This is a genomic window from Nocardia sp. BMG111209, assembly GCF_000381925.1.
Taxonomy (GTDB): domain Bacteria; phylum Actinomycetota; class Actinomycetes; order Mycobacteriales; family Mycobacteriaceae; genus Nocardia.
In genome coordinates, this window is the sequence record NZ_KB907308.1 from 860,605 (window position 1) to 876,559 (window position 15,955).

Annotated in this window: 15 protein-coding genes; 7 read left to right on the forward strand and 8 right to left on the reverse strand. The window is 70.2% G+C overall.

The features are described from left to right. Positions 1–9: 9 nt before the first annotated feature. The 3 genes from G361_RS0127545 (at position 10) to G361_RS45095 (ending at position 3,266) form a co-directional block, all read left to right on the forward strand. Entirely contained in the window at positions 10–1,248 is a 1,239-nt protein-coding gene (locus G361_RS0127545) for an acyl-CoA dehydrogenase family protein (protein ID WP_019930353.1), read from the forward strand. A gap of 11 nt (positions 1,249–1,259) precedes the next feature. Beyond that, a complete protein-coding gene (locus G361_RS0127550; protein ID WP_019930354.1) occupies positions 1,260–2,327 on the forward strand; it encodes a phosphotransferase family protein in 1,068 nt (355 codons plus the stop codon). 123 nt (positions 2,328–2,450) lie between these two features. Next, positions 2,451–3,266, forward strand: coding sequence for an acyl-CoA thioesterase domain-containing protein (locus G361_RS45095; RefSeq protein WP_019930355.1), 816 nt, complete (start codon positions 2,451–2,453; stop codon positions 3,264–3,266). Positions 3,267–3,326: 60 nt separating this feature from the next. Here the strand turns inward: G361_RS45095 and G361_RS0127560 are convergent, their stop codons facing one another. The 7 genes from G361_RS0127560 to G361_RS0127590 form a co-directional block, all read right to left on the reverse strand. Then, positions 3,327–4,433 (reverse strand): acyl-CoA dehydrogenase family protein, encoded by a 1,107-nt coding sequence (locus G361_RS0127560; protein ID WP_026343587.1) that lies wholly within the window; start codon positions 4,431–4,433, stop codon positions 3,327–3,329. A gap of 49 nt (positions 4,434–4,482) precedes the next feature. Then, a complete protein-coding gene (locus tag G361_RS0127565) occupies positions 4,483–5,664 on the reverse strand; it encodes an acyl-CoA dehydrogenase family protein (protein WP_019930357.1) in 1,182 nt (393 codons plus the stop codon). Then, the gene (locus tag G361_RS0127570; protein WP_036495557.1) at positions 5,665–6,429 is read right to left on the reverse strand and encodes an SDR family oxidoreductase; all 765 of its coding nucleotides are present in this window, start codon (positions 6,427–6,429) and stop codon (positions 5,665–5,667) included. A gap of 133 nt (positions 6,430–6,562) precedes the next feature. After that, positions 6,563–7,204: a TetR/AcrR family transcriptional regulator gene (locus G361_RS0127575; protein WP_231387110.1), complete on the reverse strand. Its 642-nt coding sequence runs from the start codon at positions 7,202–7,204 to the stop codon at positions 6,563–6,565. 117 nt (positions 7,205–7,321) lie between these two features. Continuing rightward, positions 7,322–7,945: a lactate utilization protein C gene (locus G361_RS0127580; protein WP_019930360.1), complete on the reverse strand. Its 624-nt coding sequence runs from the start codon at positions 7,943–7,945 to the stop codon at positions 7,322–7,324. Then, positions 7,945–9,423 carry a lactate utilization protein B gene (locus tag G361_RS0127585; RefSeq protein ID WP_019930361.1) on the reverse strand — a complete coding sequence of 493 codons (1,479 nt, stop codon included), beginning with the start codon at positions 9,421–9,423 and terminating at the stop codon, positions 7,945–7,947. The genes G361_RS0127580 and G361_RS0127585 overlap by 1 nt, the downstream gene beginning before the upstream one ends. Further along, positions 9,420–10,172 carry a (Fe-S)-binding protein gene (locus G361_RS0127590; RefSeq protein ID WP_019930362.1) on the reverse strand — a complete coding sequence of 251 codons (753 nt, stop codon included), beginning with the start codon at positions 10,170–10,172 and terminating at the stop codon, positions 9,420–9,422. The genes G361_RS0127585 and G361_RS0127590 overlap by 4 nt, the downstream gene beginning before the upstream one ends. Positions 10,173–10,246: 74 nt before the next feature. Between G361_RS0127590 and G361_RS0127595 the strand changes: the two genes are divergently transcribed. Both G361_RS0127595 and G361_RS0127600 read left to right on the forward strand, forming a co-directional pair. Continuing rightward, entirely contained in the window at positions 10,247–10,939 is a 693-nt protein-coding gene (locus G361_RS0127595) for a FadR/GntR family transcriptional regulator (RefSeq protein WP_019930363.1), read from the forward strand. A 156-nt stretch (positions 10,940–11,095) separates the two neighbouring features. Next, positions 11,096–12,343, forward strand: coding sequence for a cytochrome P450 (locus tag G361_RS0127600; protein WP_155981799.1), 1,248 nt, complete (start codon positions 11,096–11,098; stop codon positions 12,341–12,343). Here the strand turns inward: G361_RS0127600 and G361_RS0127605 are convergent. Next, positions 12,312–13,169 (reverse strand): metallophosphoesterase, encoded by an 858-nt coding sequence (locus tag G361_RS0127605; protein ID WP_019930365.1) that lies wholly within the window; start codon positions 13,167–13,169, stop codon positions 12,312–12,314. The genes G361_RS0127600 and G361_RS0127605 overlap by 32 nt on opposite strands. A gap of 298 nt (positions 13,170–13,467) precedes the next feature. On the opposite strand from G361_RS0127605, the gene G361_RS0127610 reads away from it, so the two are divergent. After that, a complete protein-coding gene (locus tag G361_RS0127610; protein ID WP_019930366.1) occupies positions 13,468–14,796 on the forward strand; it encodes a bifunctional o-acetylhomoserine/o-acetylserine sulfhydrylase in 1,329 nt (442 codons plus the stop codon). A 16-nt stretch (positions 14,797–14,812) separates the two neighbouring features. Next, the gene (locus G361_RS0127615; protein WP_019930367.1) at positions 14,813–15,949 is read left to right on the forward strand and encodes a homoserine O-acetyltransferase; all 1,137 of its coding nucleotides are present in this window, start codon (positions 14,813–14,815) and stop codon (positions 15,947–15,949) included. Positions 15,950–15,955 lie beyond the last annotated feature (6 nt).

Consider the following 15,955-nt stretch of genomic DNA (forward strand, 5'->3'; position numbering starts at 1 on the left):
GATTTTTCGATGGACATCTTCACGCCGTCCGACCGCTCACTGAAGTACCAGCACGAACTGCTGGCCTTCATGGACGAGCGGGTGTACCCGGCCGAACCGGTGTACGAGGAGCAGATGGCCGCCGCCGGCGACCCGCACCACCATCCGCAGATCCTCGAGGATCTCAAGGCCGAGGCGCGCCGCCGCGGGCTGTGGAACCTCTTCCACCCGCATCCGCAGTGGGGTCCGGGCCTGACCAACCTGGAGTACGCCCCGCTGGCCGAGATCATGGGCCACAGTCCCGCGCTCGCCCCCGAGGCGTGCAACTGCGCCGCCCCCGACACCGGCAACATGGAGGTGTTCACCCTCTTCGGCACCGCAGCCCATCACGAGCGCTGGCTGCAGCCGCTGCTGGAGGGCGAGATCCGCTCCGCGTTCGCGATGACCGAGCCGGGCGTCGCCAGTTCCGATGCCACCAACATCGAGATGCGCATGCGCCGCGACGGCGACCACTACGTACTCAACGGCCGGAAGTGGTTCGCCTCCAACGCGATGCACAAGAACTGCAAGGTGCTCATCGTGATGGGCAAGACCGATCCGGACGCCCCCAAGCACCGCCAGCAGTCGATGCTGGTGGTCCCGATCGATGCCCCCGGCGTCACCGTGGTGCGGAACCTGCCGGTGTTCGGTTACCGCGATCGCGAGGGCCACGCGGAGATCACCTTCGAGGATGTCCGGGTGCCGGTCGAGGACGTGTTGAAGGGCGAGGGTGAGGGTTTCGCGATCAGCCAGGCCCGGCTCGGCCCCGGCCGCATCCACCACTGCATGCGCGCCATCGGCATGGCCGAGCGCGCGCTCGAATTGCTGTGCGCGCGTGCCGAATCCCGAATCACGTTCGGGCAGAAGATCAGTGACCGCGCCAACATCCAGGACTGGATCGCGGAGTCCCGCATCGATATCGAGCAGGCCCGCCTGCTGACCCTGAAGGCCGCCTGGATGATGGACACCGTCGGCAACAAGGCCGCCCAGGTGGAGATCGCCGCGATCAAGGTCGCCGCGCCGAACATGGCGCTGCGGATCGTCGATCGCGCCATCCAGGTGTACGGCGGCGCCGGTGTCACCGAGGACTTCCCGCTGGCCAGCATGTACGCGCACCTGCGCACGCTGCGGCTGGCCGACGGTCCGGACGAAGTGCACAAGCGGTCCATCGCGCGCGCCGAACTCGGTAAGGTGCGAGCGAAAGCCGCGCCGGCGGGCGCGGGCGCCTGAGGAGTATGCGTATGCCGTCCGACAATTCGGTGACCGAACCGCGGGCCGTGATCCGTCCCGGCGACACGGGATTCGAGATCGACCAGGCGGAGTTCGATGGCTGGCTGGACGCGCTCGGCCTGGCCTGCACCACCCCGGTGCAGGCCGTCCGGGTCGGCGTCGGCCAATCCAACCTGACCTTCCGGATCACCGATGCGCAAGGGCGGCAATGGATTCTGCGCCGGCCACCGCTGGGGCACCTGCTGGCGTCGGCGCACGACGTGGCCCGCGAGGCCCGGGTGATGGCGGCGCTGGCCCCCACCGACGTGCCGGTGCCGCGGATCCACGACGTACGGCACGAGGGCGAGGTCGCGCTGGTGCTGATGGAATGCGTGGCCGGGCTGGTGCTCGACCGGCCCGAACCCGCGCAGCAGCTGACCCCGCAGCTGCGGCACGCCGTCGGGACGTCCCTGATCGATACGCTGGCCCGCATCCACGCGGTCGACCTCACCGCCACCGGGCTCGACACCCTGGCGAGCCATTCCTCCTATGCCGCACGGCAACTCAAGCGCTGGCCGGCCCAATGGGAGAAGTCGAGGACCCGGGACCTGCCGGTGCTCGACCGGCTCACCGAGCGGCTGCGCGCGGCGATCCCCGAACAACGCGAATTGTCGCTGGTGCACGGCGATTACAACCTGCGCAATGTGATCGTCTCGCCGGAGACCGGTGCGCTCACGGCGGTACTGGACTGGGAGTTGTGCACGCTCGGCGACCCGCTGGCCGACGTCGGCAGCCTGCTGGCCTATTGGCCGCGGCCCGGCGAACCGTCGATCCCGGGCGTGGATCTGTGCCTGCTGCCGGGCTTTCCGCCCCGGGAGGAACTGATCGAGCGGTACCTCGAGATCACCGGCCGCGATCGGAAGGCGTTGGCGTTCTGGCATTCCCTGGGATTGTGGAAGCTGGGCATCATCGCCGAGGGCGTCCTGCGCCGCGCCCTGGACAATCCGCGCAACCGGGCCCGGTCGGGCACGCCGACCACCGATCTGGTGGACGAGTTGATCGGGCTCGCCGATCGGGTCGCCGCCGACGCGGGAATCTAGCGATATCGGCGGCAGCGGAGGTGTCGGTGCACCCGGATAGTGTGAGAACAAGCACTCGCCGATCGCCCATCTGCAAGTTGCCGGATTGTAACCTGAAAGGGTAATCATCGCAGGAGGATTCCCGTGGCGCAGACCGAGCATTCCGAGCCGTACTTCACCGAGGAGGACGGCGCGCTGCTACCGGCACCGCATTCGCGCAGCTGGTGGACGCCGGGCATGCTGCACGGCCGGCTGCTGGCGGGACTGCTCGCGCGGGCGCTGGAACGCGCGCATTCCGGCGAGGATCTGCACTTCGCGCGCCTGACCGTCGACATGTTCCGCAACGCGCCGATGGAACCGCTGCGGGTCACCACCGAGCGGGTGCGGGAGGGCCGCCGCATCCGGGTGGCCGACGCGGTGCTGCATTCATCGATCGGCCCGGTCGCCCGCGCCTCCGCGGTACTGCTGCGCCGCGGGGAGCAACCCACCGGTTTCGTGCCGAACGTGCCCGAATGGAATGCGCCGCCGCCGGAACAGTTGCCGGACACCATGCGGCCCGAATTCCCGATCCAGATGTTCGACGAGGAGAACAAGCCCATCACCTATTGGGGCGACAGCGGGCCGCTGCGCCGCCGGATCTGGGTGCACGAATTCTCGCCGCTGGTTGCCGGAGAGTCGCTGTCCCCCTTCGTCCGCACCGCGCTGGCCGCCGATGCGGCCAGTCCGATGACCCATTCGGCGAAGAAACTGGAATTCATCAACGCCGACTACACCCTGCTGCTGAGCCGGCTCCCGATGACCGATGTGGTCGGCCTGGAATCCGGCGGCCACATCAGCGAGGACGGCATCGCCGTCGGCCACGCCACGGTCTACGACATCGCGGGCGCCATCGGCCACTGCACCACCACGGCCCTCGCCAACGCGCGCACGGCCGGCAAGCACACGAAGGCCGCACCCTGATCCGGTGATCACCCACACCGATGATCACACGGAACCGGATGCGGCCCAGGCGTTCCTGGCTCAGGCGGGCAGATCGACCAGACCCGCCAGCCGCGCGTGGTGCACGGCCGCGGTGCCGTAGGCGATCTGATCGGCCTTGGCGCGCTTGAGGTACAGGTGCGCCGGATGCTCCCAGGTCATCCCGATCCCGCCGTGCAGCTGCACGGCCTCCTCCGCGGCGAGCACCGCGACGTCGGAACAGTAGGCCTGGGCCAGCGCGGCCGCGACCGACCGGTCCGGATCCCCCTCGGCGAGCGTCGCGGCGGCGTATCGCGCTGCGGCACGGGCGGATTCGACCTGGACGAACACATCGGCCAGCCGGTGCTTGACGGCCTGGAAGCCGCCGACCACGCGGCCGAACTGCTTGCGTACCTTCAGATATTCGACCGTGGTGTCCAGGCACCACTGCGCGATCCCGACCTGCTCCGAAGCCAGCAGCGCCGCACCGGCTTCCAGCGCCTGCTCCACCGCGGCCCGCGCGGCCTCGCCCTCGGCCAGCAGCGTCGCCTCGACGTCGGTCAAGCCGAGATCGGCGATCGGCCGGGACATGTCGAGCGACACCACGGGCGTGATCCGCACCCGATCGGCCGGAACGGCGTAGAGCCGCAACCCGTCGGCGGCAGCGGCCGGAACCAGCAGCACCCCGGCGTCGAGTGCGCCTGCGACGGAACGGATCTCACCGGACAGGCGGCCGTCCGCGGTAGCGGTGACGGTGGGCGCGACCGTGGTGGCCGGCAGCGGCGTCGCCAGCGCGGCGATCGTACCCTCGGCGACCTCGGTGGCCAGGTCACGGGCCCCGGCGGCGAGCAGGGCGGTCACGGCGACCACCGAACTGGTCAGGAACGGCACCGGCGCGACCGCGGCGCCCAGTTCCTCGAGCACCACCGCGGCCTCGCGGGCGGTCGCCCCGGCGCCGCCGAGATCCTCCGGCACGAGCAGCCCGGCGAGGCCGACCTCGGCCGAAAGCGTCTGCCACAGCGCGGGATCCGCGGCGGCGCCGTCGTACAGCGCCGCCACCTGTGGCGCCGACAGCCGGCGCGACAACACCGATCGCACCGACGCGCGCAGCGCCTCCTCGACATCGGTGTACAGCAGATCCACATCCGCACCCGGCGGGACTGCGCTCATCGGGACGACTCCTTCCACGAAATCCTGTGTCCGCCGAGGGTTACGCTGCTCATCGGGGCAGGTCCTTCCACGGAATGCCTTTGTCGCCGCGCGGTTCCGGGGGCAGGCCCAGGACGCGCTCGCCGACGATGTTGCGCAGCACCTCCGAGGTGCCGCCCTCGATCGAATTACCCTTCGCGCGCAGGTAGCGATACCCGGCGTCGCGGCCGATCATGTCGACCTTCTCCGGCCGCCGCAGCGTCCAGTCGCTGTAGCGCAGCCCGTCCTCGCCGAGCAGTTCCAGTTCCAGGCCGCTGAGCTGCTGGGCCAGCCGGGCGAAGGTCAGCTTCAGCGCCGAGCCCTCGGGACCGGGCCGGCCCGCGGCCAGCTTCTGCCGCAGCCGCGCGCCGGTCAGCCGCGCGACCTCGGCGTCGACCCACAATTTCAGCAGGCGCACATGCAGTTCCGGATCGCGCAGTTCCGGATGCGCACGCCAGGTCCGGGACACCGGGCCGATCATGCCGCCCTCGCGCGGCGACGCGTTGCCGCCGATGGCCACCCGCTCGCTCATCAGCGTCGCGTTGGCCACCTCCCAGCCCTGGCCGACCGCGCCGAGCCGGTTCGCATCGGGAACCCGCACATCGGTGAGGAACACCTCGTTGAACTCGGCCTCACCGGTGATCTGCCGCAGCGGCCGCACCTCGACGCCGGGATCGGTCATATCGCAGACGAAGTAGCTCATGCCCGCGTGCTTGACCGCGTCCGGATCCGACCGGGCCAGCAGGATGGCGAAGCGCGCGTTCTGCGCGCCGGAGGTCCACACCTTCTGGCCGTTGACGACCCAGTCGTCGCCGTCGCGGACCGCGCGGGTGGCGACCCCGGCCAGGTCCGAGCCCGCGCCGGGCTCGCTGAACAGCTGGCACCAGATCTCCTCGCAGGTGAACAGCGGCCGCAGATAGCGCTGTTTCTGCTCGTCGGTGCCGTAGGCCAGGATCGTCGGCGCGGCCATCCCCAGGCCGATCGGGTTGCGGCCACCGTCGGTGTCCGGCGCGCCGGCCGCGGCCAGCAGGGTGTTCACCTGGTTCTGGAGTTCGCGGGCCAGGCCCAGCCCGCCCAGGCCGACCGGGAAATGTACCCACGCCAGCCCGGCGTCGAAGCGGGCCCGCAGGAAGTCCACGGTGCCGGTGGTCGCCGGATCGTGTTCGGCGAGCAGCTTCGCGACCCGGGTCTCGATCTCATCGATGCCGGTCATTCACACACCACCTGTCAGAGTCACGCCGCCGTCGACGACGACCACCTGGCCGGTCAGCCAGGCGGCATCGTCGGAAGCGAGAAAGGCTGCGACGCTGCCGATGTCCTCCGGCACGCCGAGCCGTTGCAATGGATAGGCCCTGGCCACCTCGTCCTCGTGGCCCTCGTAGAGCGCGGTCGCGAATTTGGTCTTGACCACGGCCGGCGCGATGGCGTTCACCCGGATCTTCGGACCCAGTTCCACGGCCAGTTCCTGGGTCAGATGGATCAGCATCGCCTTGGTCGCGCCGTAGAAGGCGATGCCGGGCGCGGGCTTCAGACCGGCGACCGAGGCGATGTTGACCACCGCGCCGCCGTGCTCGCCCTGCCACGCCCGGTGCGCGCCCTGCACCCAGGCGATCGCGGACAGGCAGTTCACCTCGACGGTCTTGCGGGCCGCGCCGAGATCCAGGTCCAGCAGCGGCCCGTAGACCGGGTTGATGCCGGCATTGTTGACCAGGACGTCGAGCGAACCGAAGGCGGCCAGCGTGCGCTCGATGACCTCGGCCCGATGGTCGGGATCGTCGGCGCGCCCGGCGACCGCGAGCGCGTGCTCGGGACCGCCGAGTTCGGCGACCGCCTCGTCCAGCGCCTCCTGCTTACGGGCGGTGACGCAGACCCGGGCGCCCTCGGCGACCAGGCGCTGCGCGACGGCCAGCCCGATGCCCCGGCTGGCGCCGGTCACGATCGCCGTCTTCCCCTCGAATCGGCCCAACGTTCGACCCATCGAATACCGCCCTTCCGCTGTCGTTTCGCTCGCGCGCACGACCAGACTCCCCAAATCCGAACCCGACGTCAAGTTCATCCTCAGGCGGGCCACTCGCGCGCCGGCCCACCACAGTGGTAGCAGCCCGGCCCGCTCAGTGGGACGGACTCAGCCCCAACGTGTTGAACCAGATACGGTTCAGACCGCTCAACAGGCGTTCGAACGCGATGTCCTCCCCCTGGACGAACACCATGTAGGCCATCCGGCTGGTCATCGTCGACAGCGACAGCGCGGTCACCCAGGGATCCAGATCGGCCTCGATACTCCCCGCGGCCTGCAACGACCGGATCAGCGCCGCATTGCGCTCACCGAACGCCTTGGCCCGGTCGAACCGGATGGTCCGGAACTGCTCGTCGACCTGCGCCACCTGCTCCAGCACCGCCATCAGCCGATGATTGCGCTGATAGGAGAGCAGATATTCGCGGTTGGCCGCCTCGATCAGCAATCGGGGATCGTCCACGCCGGAGCGCTGCCGGATGTGCGGATGCAGCATCTCCTCGCGCAACTGCTCGACGACCTCGGCGAACACCTCTTCCTTACTGTCGAAATAGGTGTAGAACGACCCGGACGCCACCCCCGCGGCCTTGGAGATGTCACTGATCCGGGCATCGAGATAGCCGTCGCGCTCGAACACCTCCCGCGCCGCCGTCACCAGCGCGCCGCGCGTGCGCATCCCCCGCCTGCTGCGGGGCACCAGCTTCCCGGATTGCTCCTCGGTCACCTCTTGCGTACTCACCGTCCCGCTCGCTGTCCCGGCGACCCTCGCCGGTGCGGAGGATAGTAACAACCCCCAGTACATCGCCAGGTCAGCGATGTTACGCCGCGACGCGAGGATCGGGCGGACATCCGTGTGCTATCCGAATGCCGGGCCGACCAGGATCACGTCGAGGGTGCGCGGGCCGTGGACGCCCTCGACACGGTTCAGTTCGATATCGCTGGTGGCGCTCGGGCCGCTGACGAAGGTGAGCGGTCGCGACGGGTCGAGCGCGCGGAACGCCTGCGGCACGGTGTCGACGATATCGGCGGCGCGCACCACGCAGATGTGGTGGTCGGGGACCAGGGTGAGGGCGCGGCGGCCCTGGGCGGGTCCGGCGTCCAGGACGAGGGTGCCGGTGGCGGCGATGCCGAGGCGGCAGCCGGTCAGTACGGCGTCGGCGGCGTCCAGTTCGGTCACCGACAGCGGGCGGGGATCGCCGTCGAGGACCAATGTGGTTCGGGGACGCCAGCTCTCGGGCAGATCGGCCGGGGCGACGACGGTGGCGCCGGGCGGCAGGAGGGCGGTGACCAGATCCGCGATCCCGGATTCGGTGGTGCGGTGCACCTGTGCCCGGTAGTCGGCGACCATGGTGGCGAATCGTTCGGCGTCGCCGGGGCCGGACCGTGGCGCGTGGTCGTAGTCGCGCGGAATCGGCACGGGCGCAATACTTCCCGCAGCGCGGATGCGGGCGAGGATCTCCGCGCGGGCATCGCTTCCCATCAGCGGCTCCCGTCGTGGGTGCGGGACCACCACTGCCGGAAGGTCTCCGCCGGGGGCATCGGCAGGTCGCGGCTGGTGGTCCACTTCGAACCCGGGTACGGCAGGGCGGTGATCCGGCCGCGCATCCGGCCCAGCAGGCGACCGAGTTTCGTGACGCGTTCCGCGGCGGCGAATCTCGACGGCGAGGCCATCACCGCGCTCGCGGCCTTCATCGCCAGATCCTGCGGACCCGGCAGCCCACCGCGGCGGGCATCGACCTCCGCCGCGCGCAGATGCACCAGGATGCCCGGAATGTCGATGCGCACCGGGCAGGCGTCGAAGCAGGCGCCGCAGAGCGTGGAGGCGTACGGCAGCGAGGCGTTCGGATCGTCGCGACCGGTCACCCCGGTGAGCTGCGGGCTGAGGATCGCACCGATCGGGCCCGGATACACCGAGCCGTAGGCGTGCCCGCCGACCCGCTCGTACACCGGGCACACGTTCAGGCACGCGCTGCACCGGATACAGTGCAGCGCAGCGCGTCCCGTCTCGTCGGCGAGGACGCGGGTGCGGCCGTTGTCGAGCAGGATCACGTGGACCCGCTGCGGCCCGTCGCCGGGGTGCACCCCGGTCCACATCGAGGTGTACGGATTCATCCGCTCGGCGGTGGAGGAGCGCGGCAGCAGCTGCAGGAACACCTCCAGATCGGTGAACGCGGGCACCAGTTTCTCGATGCCCAGCACCGTGATCAGCGTCTCCGGCAGGGTCAGGCACATCCGGCCGTTGCCCTCGGATTCGACGACCGCGAGCGTACCGGTCTCGGCCACACCGAAATTCGCGCCGCTGATCGCCACCTTCGCGGTCAGGAACTTCTGCCGCAGATAGGTCCGCGCCGCGGTCGCCAGCACGCGCGGATCGTCGGTGATCGCCGGGTCGACGCCGGGCATCTCGCGCAGGAAGATCTCCCGGATCTCCGCCCGGTTGCGGTGGATCGCGGGCACCAGGAAATGACTGGGGGTGTCGTGCCCGAGCTGCACGATCAGTTCGGCGAGATCGGTTTCGTACGCGGTGATCCCGTGCTCGGCCAGATACTCGTTGAGCCCGATCTCCTGGGTGGCCATGGATTTCACCTTCACCACCTCGGTGCTGCCGGTGGCCCGGATCAGCTCGGTGGCGATCCGGTTCGCCTCGGCGGCGTCGCGGGCCCAGTGCACGGTCCCGCCGCGGGCGATCACATTCGCCTCGAACTGTGCCAGCAGTTCCGGAAGCCGTTGCAGCGCCGTGGCCTTCAGCGCGCTGCCGGCGGCGCGCAACTGTTCCCAGTCGGGGACCTCGGCCACCGCCGCGGACCGCTTGGCGCGGATCGTCGCGGTCGCCGCACCCAGATTCGCCCGTAACTGACTGTCGCCCAGAGCTTTCCGGGCCGCAGCCGGGAACGACTGCGCGCCACGGAGATTGCCGGTGCCCGCAGGCAGGCTCGGCGTGCCGAGGAAGGTACTCATATCCGGGTGGCCCCCGTCTCGGTCGCCGCGAGGATCTCGGCGAGGTGCACGGTACGAATTCCGCTGCGCAGCCGCGACAGTCCCCTGCCGATGTGCATCAGGCAGGACGAGTCGCCGGCGGTGCAGACCTCCGCGCCACTGCGCTGCACCGTGCTCATCTTGTCGGCCAGCATCGCGGTGGAGACGTCGGAGTTCTTCAGCGCGAAGGTGCCGCCGAACCCGCAACAGGACTCCGCCGCAGGCAGTTCCAGTAGGGTCAGCCCGCGCACCGCGCGCAGCAGCCGCAGCGGTTTGTCGCCGACCCGCAGCATCCGCAGCGAATGACAGGTCGGGTGATAGGTGACCCGATGCGGGTAGTACGCACCGACATCGGTGACAGCGAGCACGTCGACCAGCAGTTCCGACAGTTCGTAGGTACGCGCGGCGACCGCCTCGGCCCGCACGGCCAGGCCGTCGTCACCGGCGCGGCGGGCCACCATCGCGTGCTGATGTCGCACCGAGCCCACACACGACCCGGAGGGCGCGACCGCCGCATCCCAGGCTTCGCCCTCGAACGCCGCCACGTGATTGCGCACCAGCGGCACGGCCTCCGCGAGATATCCGGTGTTGACGTGCATCTGGCCGCAGCAGGTCTGCCCGGCCGGGAACACCACGTCGTGACCGAGGCGTTCGAGCAGGCGGACGGTCGCCGTGGCCGCCGCCGGGAACAGCGCGTCCGCCAGACACGTGGCGAACAGGGCGATGCGCATGAACTCTCCCGACGGTCGGATGTGGTCCGACCACGGTAGCACTATGGTCCGACCACAAGGGGTAAACTGCCGGGGTGCGAACCCACGAAGTCGTCCTGCAGCGAATCGAGTCGGACCTCGCGGCCGGGCGGGTGGTCGTGGGGGCCCGGCTGCCCGCCGAACGCGCCCTGGCCGAGGAACTCGGGGTCGGCCGCTCGTCGGTGCGCGAGGCCCTGCGCGTCCTGGAGGCGATGGGCGTGGTGCGCACCTCCGCGGGCTCCGGCCCGGACGCCGGCGCCATCGTGGCCGCCGATCCGGCCGCCTCCATCGGTACCGCGCTGCGGTTGCACGTCGCGACCAGCACACTGCCGGTGCGCGATCTCGTGCAGACCCGAATCCTGTTGGAGACGTGGGCCGTTCGCGAGGCGGCCGTCCGCGCGGCCGGCAGCCCGCTGCCCGACGTCGAGGCGCTGCTCGACGCGATGGACGATCCGGCGCTCACCCCCGATCGGTTCCATCGTCTCGACGCGGATCTGCACGTCGCGCTCACCGGCCTGGCGGGCAATGTGCTCATCGAGGCGATGATGTCCTCGCTGCGCGAGGCGATCCACGGTTATGTGATGGCCGCGGTGTCGCGACTGTCGGACTGGCCCGCCGTCGCCGCCGAGTTGCGCCGCGAGCACCGCGAGATCGTCGCCGCGATCCGCCGCGGGCACGGCGCCAAGGCCGCCGAACTGGTACAGGTGCACATCGCCGGATTCCACGCGCTGGTGGATCCGGGCGCCTGAGTTGCGCCCGATTTGCGCGCGAGTTCGGCCGCGACACACCGGGTTCGGCAACGGACAGGTCCAAAGCCGTTGCCGCCGAGTCGCTTCGACGTCGCCGCACCGCCCGCGGGTCCGGGCCGGTTGCACGCTCCGGCGGCGGTCCGTAGCGTCGGTGACGTGGTCCATGCCGTGATCGAAACACCGGGGGACGATTTCTTCACCGAGCCGCAGGCCTACTACCGGCGGTGGCGCGAACAGGGGCCGGTGCACCGGGTGCGCTTCTCGGACGGGATCACCCGCTGGGTCGTCGTCGGCTACCCGGAGGGCCGCGCCGCGCTGTCGGATCCGCGCCTGCACAAGGACGTCGAGGAACTCATCGAGATGTTCCGCCGCCGGCGGCCGGACCGGCACATCGACCCACCCGAGTCGATGCTGTCGGCGCATATGCTCAATGTCGATCCGCCGGACCACACCCGGCTGCGCAAACTGGTCAGCAAGGCCTTCGCGCCGCGGCAGGTGGCGGCGCTGCGGCCGCGCATCGAGCAGATCGCCACCGATCTGCTGGACCGGCTGGCAGACCGCGATCGCGTCGACCTGCTGGCGGAGTTCGCGATACCGCTGCCCGTCACCGTCATCTGCGAGGTACTCGGCGTCGGCCTGGACGACCGGGACTCGTTCCGCGCCTGGATCGCCACCCTGCTCGGCTCCGGCGGCGGCGTGGATCAGACCGCCGACGCCGCCGAGCGGATGACCGAGTACCTGCGGAAACTGGTGCAGGACAAGCGCACCCACCCCGGCGACGATCTGCTGTCGGCCATCCTCGAACCCGGTGACGACGGCGACCGGCTCACCGAGACCGAATCGGTCTCGATGGCCTTCCTGCTGCTGGTCGCGGGCCACGAGACGACGGTGAACCTGATCGGCAACGGCGTACTGGCCCTGCTGCGCGACGAAACCCGCTGGGCGGCACTGCGCGACGATCCGGCCCGGATCCCGGTCGCGGTGGAGGAGTTCTTGCGGTTCGACGGCCCGGTGAACATCTCGACGCTGCGGTTCACCGCCGAGCCGGTGACGATCGGCGGGATCGAGATCCCGGCGGGCGAATTGGTGCAGGTCGCGCTCTCCGGCGCCAACCGCGATCCGTCCCATTTCCCGGCGGCCGACGAGCTGGATCTCACCGGCGACGCCACCGGGCATCTGGCCTTCGGGCACGGCATCCACTACTGCGTCGGCGCGCCCCTGGCGCGGCTGGAGGCGGTGATCGCGTTCACCGCACTGCTGCAACGGTTCCCGCGATTGCGACTGGCCGCCGACGAGAGCGCGCTGCACTATCACCGCTCCACCCTGATCCGCGGCCTGACCGAACTGCCGGTGCGCCTGGGGAATCGACCGCTCAGTGCGGCAGATCGGGATGCGCCGCGATGAGCAGGTCGACCATCTCCCGCCGATCCCGATTCAGGATCGGCTCCGCCTCGTTCGCCGTCACCGCGGTCGTCACGACCGACGGGCCGAGGAAATCGACTCGGGTGTAACCGGATCCGGCGAAACCCCGGAACCGGCCCGGCGGGGGCATCGGATCGATCCGGAACGCCGCGGCGGGCCCGGCCCAGACGGGAATTCCGCCGAGGGTCGCGGCCCGGGTGACGTGGTTGTGGCCGCACAGGATCAGCCGGACGTCGGTGCCCGCGAGCACATCGGCCAGCGGCTGCACCTCGTGCAGCTTCACCATCTCGGAGGTCGCGAACGGCGACGGGATCGGCGGGTGATGCACCACCAGCACCGTGCCGCGCGGCGCCGGGGTGCGCAATTCGGCGGCCAGCCAGCGCAATTGACTCGGCTCCAGGCGGCCGTCGGGCCGGCCCGGGGTGGTCGAGTCCAGTGCGATCACCCGCAGTCCGCGCACCTCGGCCACCTGATCGTGGGGCCGCTCGGAATCGAGCTCGCCGGAGGGTATTCCGAGCAGTTCGGCACCGAAGGCGTTGCGCTCGTCGTGATTTCCCATCACATAGATCGGGTGCGCGTCCAACTCGGCGGCAACCGGGGCCACCAGTTCGCGCAGCCGCCGATAGGCCGCCACCGAACCGTCGTCGGCCAGATCGCCGGACAGTACGATCGCGTCCACCCGCGCCTCCGCCGCGCGCACGGCATCGAGTATGCGGGCCAGATTCGCGGCGGTGTCGACACCGTGCAGCGATTCGCCGCCGGCCCGCAGGTGGGTGTCGGAAATCTGGACCAGGGTCAGATCACTCATGCTGGATCCCCACCTCTCGAAAGATGTCCGCCAGGTTAGCGATCGCGACTAACCTCGGATGAATTCGATCGGCACGGCGTATTCCCGCGATCTGTCGCGAGTGTGAAACTTGCTTCCCCGGATTCGACAGGGCAGCATACCCGCAGCATCGTTCCGGCGTCCGGGATTGCGCTGGTTGCACTCAGAGCGAACGGAACTATCGCCGAGACGGCAACCGGTTCCTACCGTGGTGCCGGACCACCTGCCACCAGCGCGCCCGCCGGGCAGGCCGCACACCTACGCCATCAGGGAGCCAGCGATGACCGAAGCCGCCGAACCGATCGATCCCACCGCCGCCTGGAGCTTCGAGACCAAGCAGATCCATGTGGGCCAGACCCCCGACGGAACCACCGGCGCCCGCGCGCTGCCCATCTATCAGACGACCTCGTACACCTTCCGCGACACCACCCATGCCGCGGCGCTGTTCGGGCTGGCCGAGCCGGGCAACATCTACACCCGCATCGCCAACCCCACCCAGGACGCGGTCGAGCAGCGGGTCGCGGCGCTGGAGGGTGGCGTCGCGGCCCTGTTCCTGTCCTCCGGGCAGGCGGCGGAGACCTTCGCGATCCTCAACCTCGCGGGCAGCGGCGACCACATCGTGTCCAGCCCCAAGCTGTACGGCGGCACCTACAACCTGTTCCACTACACCCTGCCGAAGCTCGGCATCGAGGTCTCGTTCGTGGACGATCCCGACGATCTCGATCAGTGGCGCGCCGCGATCCGGCCGAACACCAAGGCGCTCTTCGGTGAGACAGTGTCCAATCCGCAGAACCACATCCTCGATCTGCCCGGTATCGCCGAGGTCGCGCACGCGGCCGGCGTGCCGCTGATCGTCGACAACACGGTGCCGACGCCGTACCTGATCCAGCCGCTGGCGCACGGCGCCGACATCGTGGTGCACTCGGCCACGAAGTATCTCGGCGGGCACGGCGCGGCGATCGCGGGCGTGATCGTCGACGGCGGCACCTTCGACTGGACGGTGCGCGACGAGAACGGCGAGCCGCGCTTCCCCGGCTTCGTCGTCCCGGATCCCAGCTACCACGGCGTCGTGTACGCCGAACTCGGCGCGCCGGCGTTCGCGCTGAAGGCCCGGGTCCAGTTGCTGCGCGACCTCGGCTCGGCCATCGCGCCGTTCAACGCCTTCCTGATCAGCCAGGGCCTCGAGACGCTGAGCCTGCGGGTCGAGCGGCACGTGCGGAACGCGCAGGCGGTGGCGGAATTTCTGCAGGAGCGGTCCGAGGTCACGACCGTCTACTACGCGGGCCTGGCGTCCTCGCCGTGGTACGAGCGCGGCCGGCAGCTGGCGCCCAAGGGGGTCGGCGCGGTGATCGGTTTCGAACTGGCCGGCGGTGTGGACGCGGGCAAGCGGTTCGTGGAGGCGCTCACCCTGCACAGTCACGTCGCCAATATCGGCGATGTGCGCTCGCTGGTCATCCACCCGGCGTCGACCACCCATTCGCAGCTGACCCCGGAGGAGCAGGCGGCCTCGGGCGTCACGCCGGGCCTGGTACGGCTCGCGGTCGGTATCGAGGGTATCGACGACATTCTCGCGGATCTGCGCGCCGGTTTCGCCGCGGCCGCGCAGTAACGAGCAGGGGTGGATCGTGGGGTCCCCGAATGGATCCACCCCGGACGCCCGGCTGCCCGGACCGAACGGGCAGCTGGGTGTCGTCGCGCTGGGCGCGGTGACGCTGGAGAGCGGCGTGGTACTGCCGGAGGTGCGGCTGGCGGTACAGCGCTGGGGTGCGGTCTCCCCCGCCCGGGACAACGTCGTGCTGGTCGAACACGCGTTGACCGGGGACTCCCACGTCACCGGCCCGGCCGGTCCCGGCCATCCCTCCCCCGGCTGGTGGGAGGGCATGGTCGGACCGGGTGCGCCGCTGGACACCGGCCGCTGGTGCGTGCTGGCCGCGAACGTCCTCGGCGGCTGCCGCGGCAGTACCGGCCCGTCCTCGCTCGCGCCGGACGGAAAGCCCTGGGGCGCACGGTTTCCGATCGTCACCATCCGCGACCAGGTGACCGCCGAACAGCGGCTTGCCGAGCTGCTGGGCATCGAGCGGTTCGCCGCGGTGGTCGGCGGTTCGATGGGCGGGATGCGCGTGCTGGAATGGATCATCGATGCGCCGCACCGGGTTTCGGCGGCGCTGGTGCTGGCGGTCGGGGCGCGGGCCACCGCCGATCAGATCGGTACGCAGAGCACCCAGATCGCCGCGATCACCGCCGATCCCGACTGGCAGGGCGGCGATTACCACGGCACCGGGCGAATACCGCTGTCCGGCATGGGAATCGCGCGCCGCATCGCACATCTCAGCTATCGTGCGGAGGCCGAACTCGACCACCGCTTCGGCAACGCCGTCCACGGCGACGACCGTCCGGCCGCGCGCGGCCGCTACGCGGTGGACAGCTATCTGGCCCATCAGGCCGCGAAGTTGAACGCCCGCTTCGATCCCGGCAGCTATGTGGCGCTCACCGAGGCGATGAACCGCCACGACGTGGGCCGCGGCCGCGGCGGGATCCCGGCGGCGCTCGCCTCCTGCCCGGTGCCGGTGCTGGTGGCCGGAATCGACTCCGACCGGCTGTATCCGGTGCGCACCCAGGCGGAACTGGCTGCGGCACTGCCGCAATGCGCCGGGTTCGAGGTGATCGGCTCGCACGACGGCCACGACGGCTTCCTCACCGAGATCGACCGGGTCGGCGCGCTGGTGCGCACGGTACTGTCCCTGAGCGCGGCAACGGCCTGAGCGCTC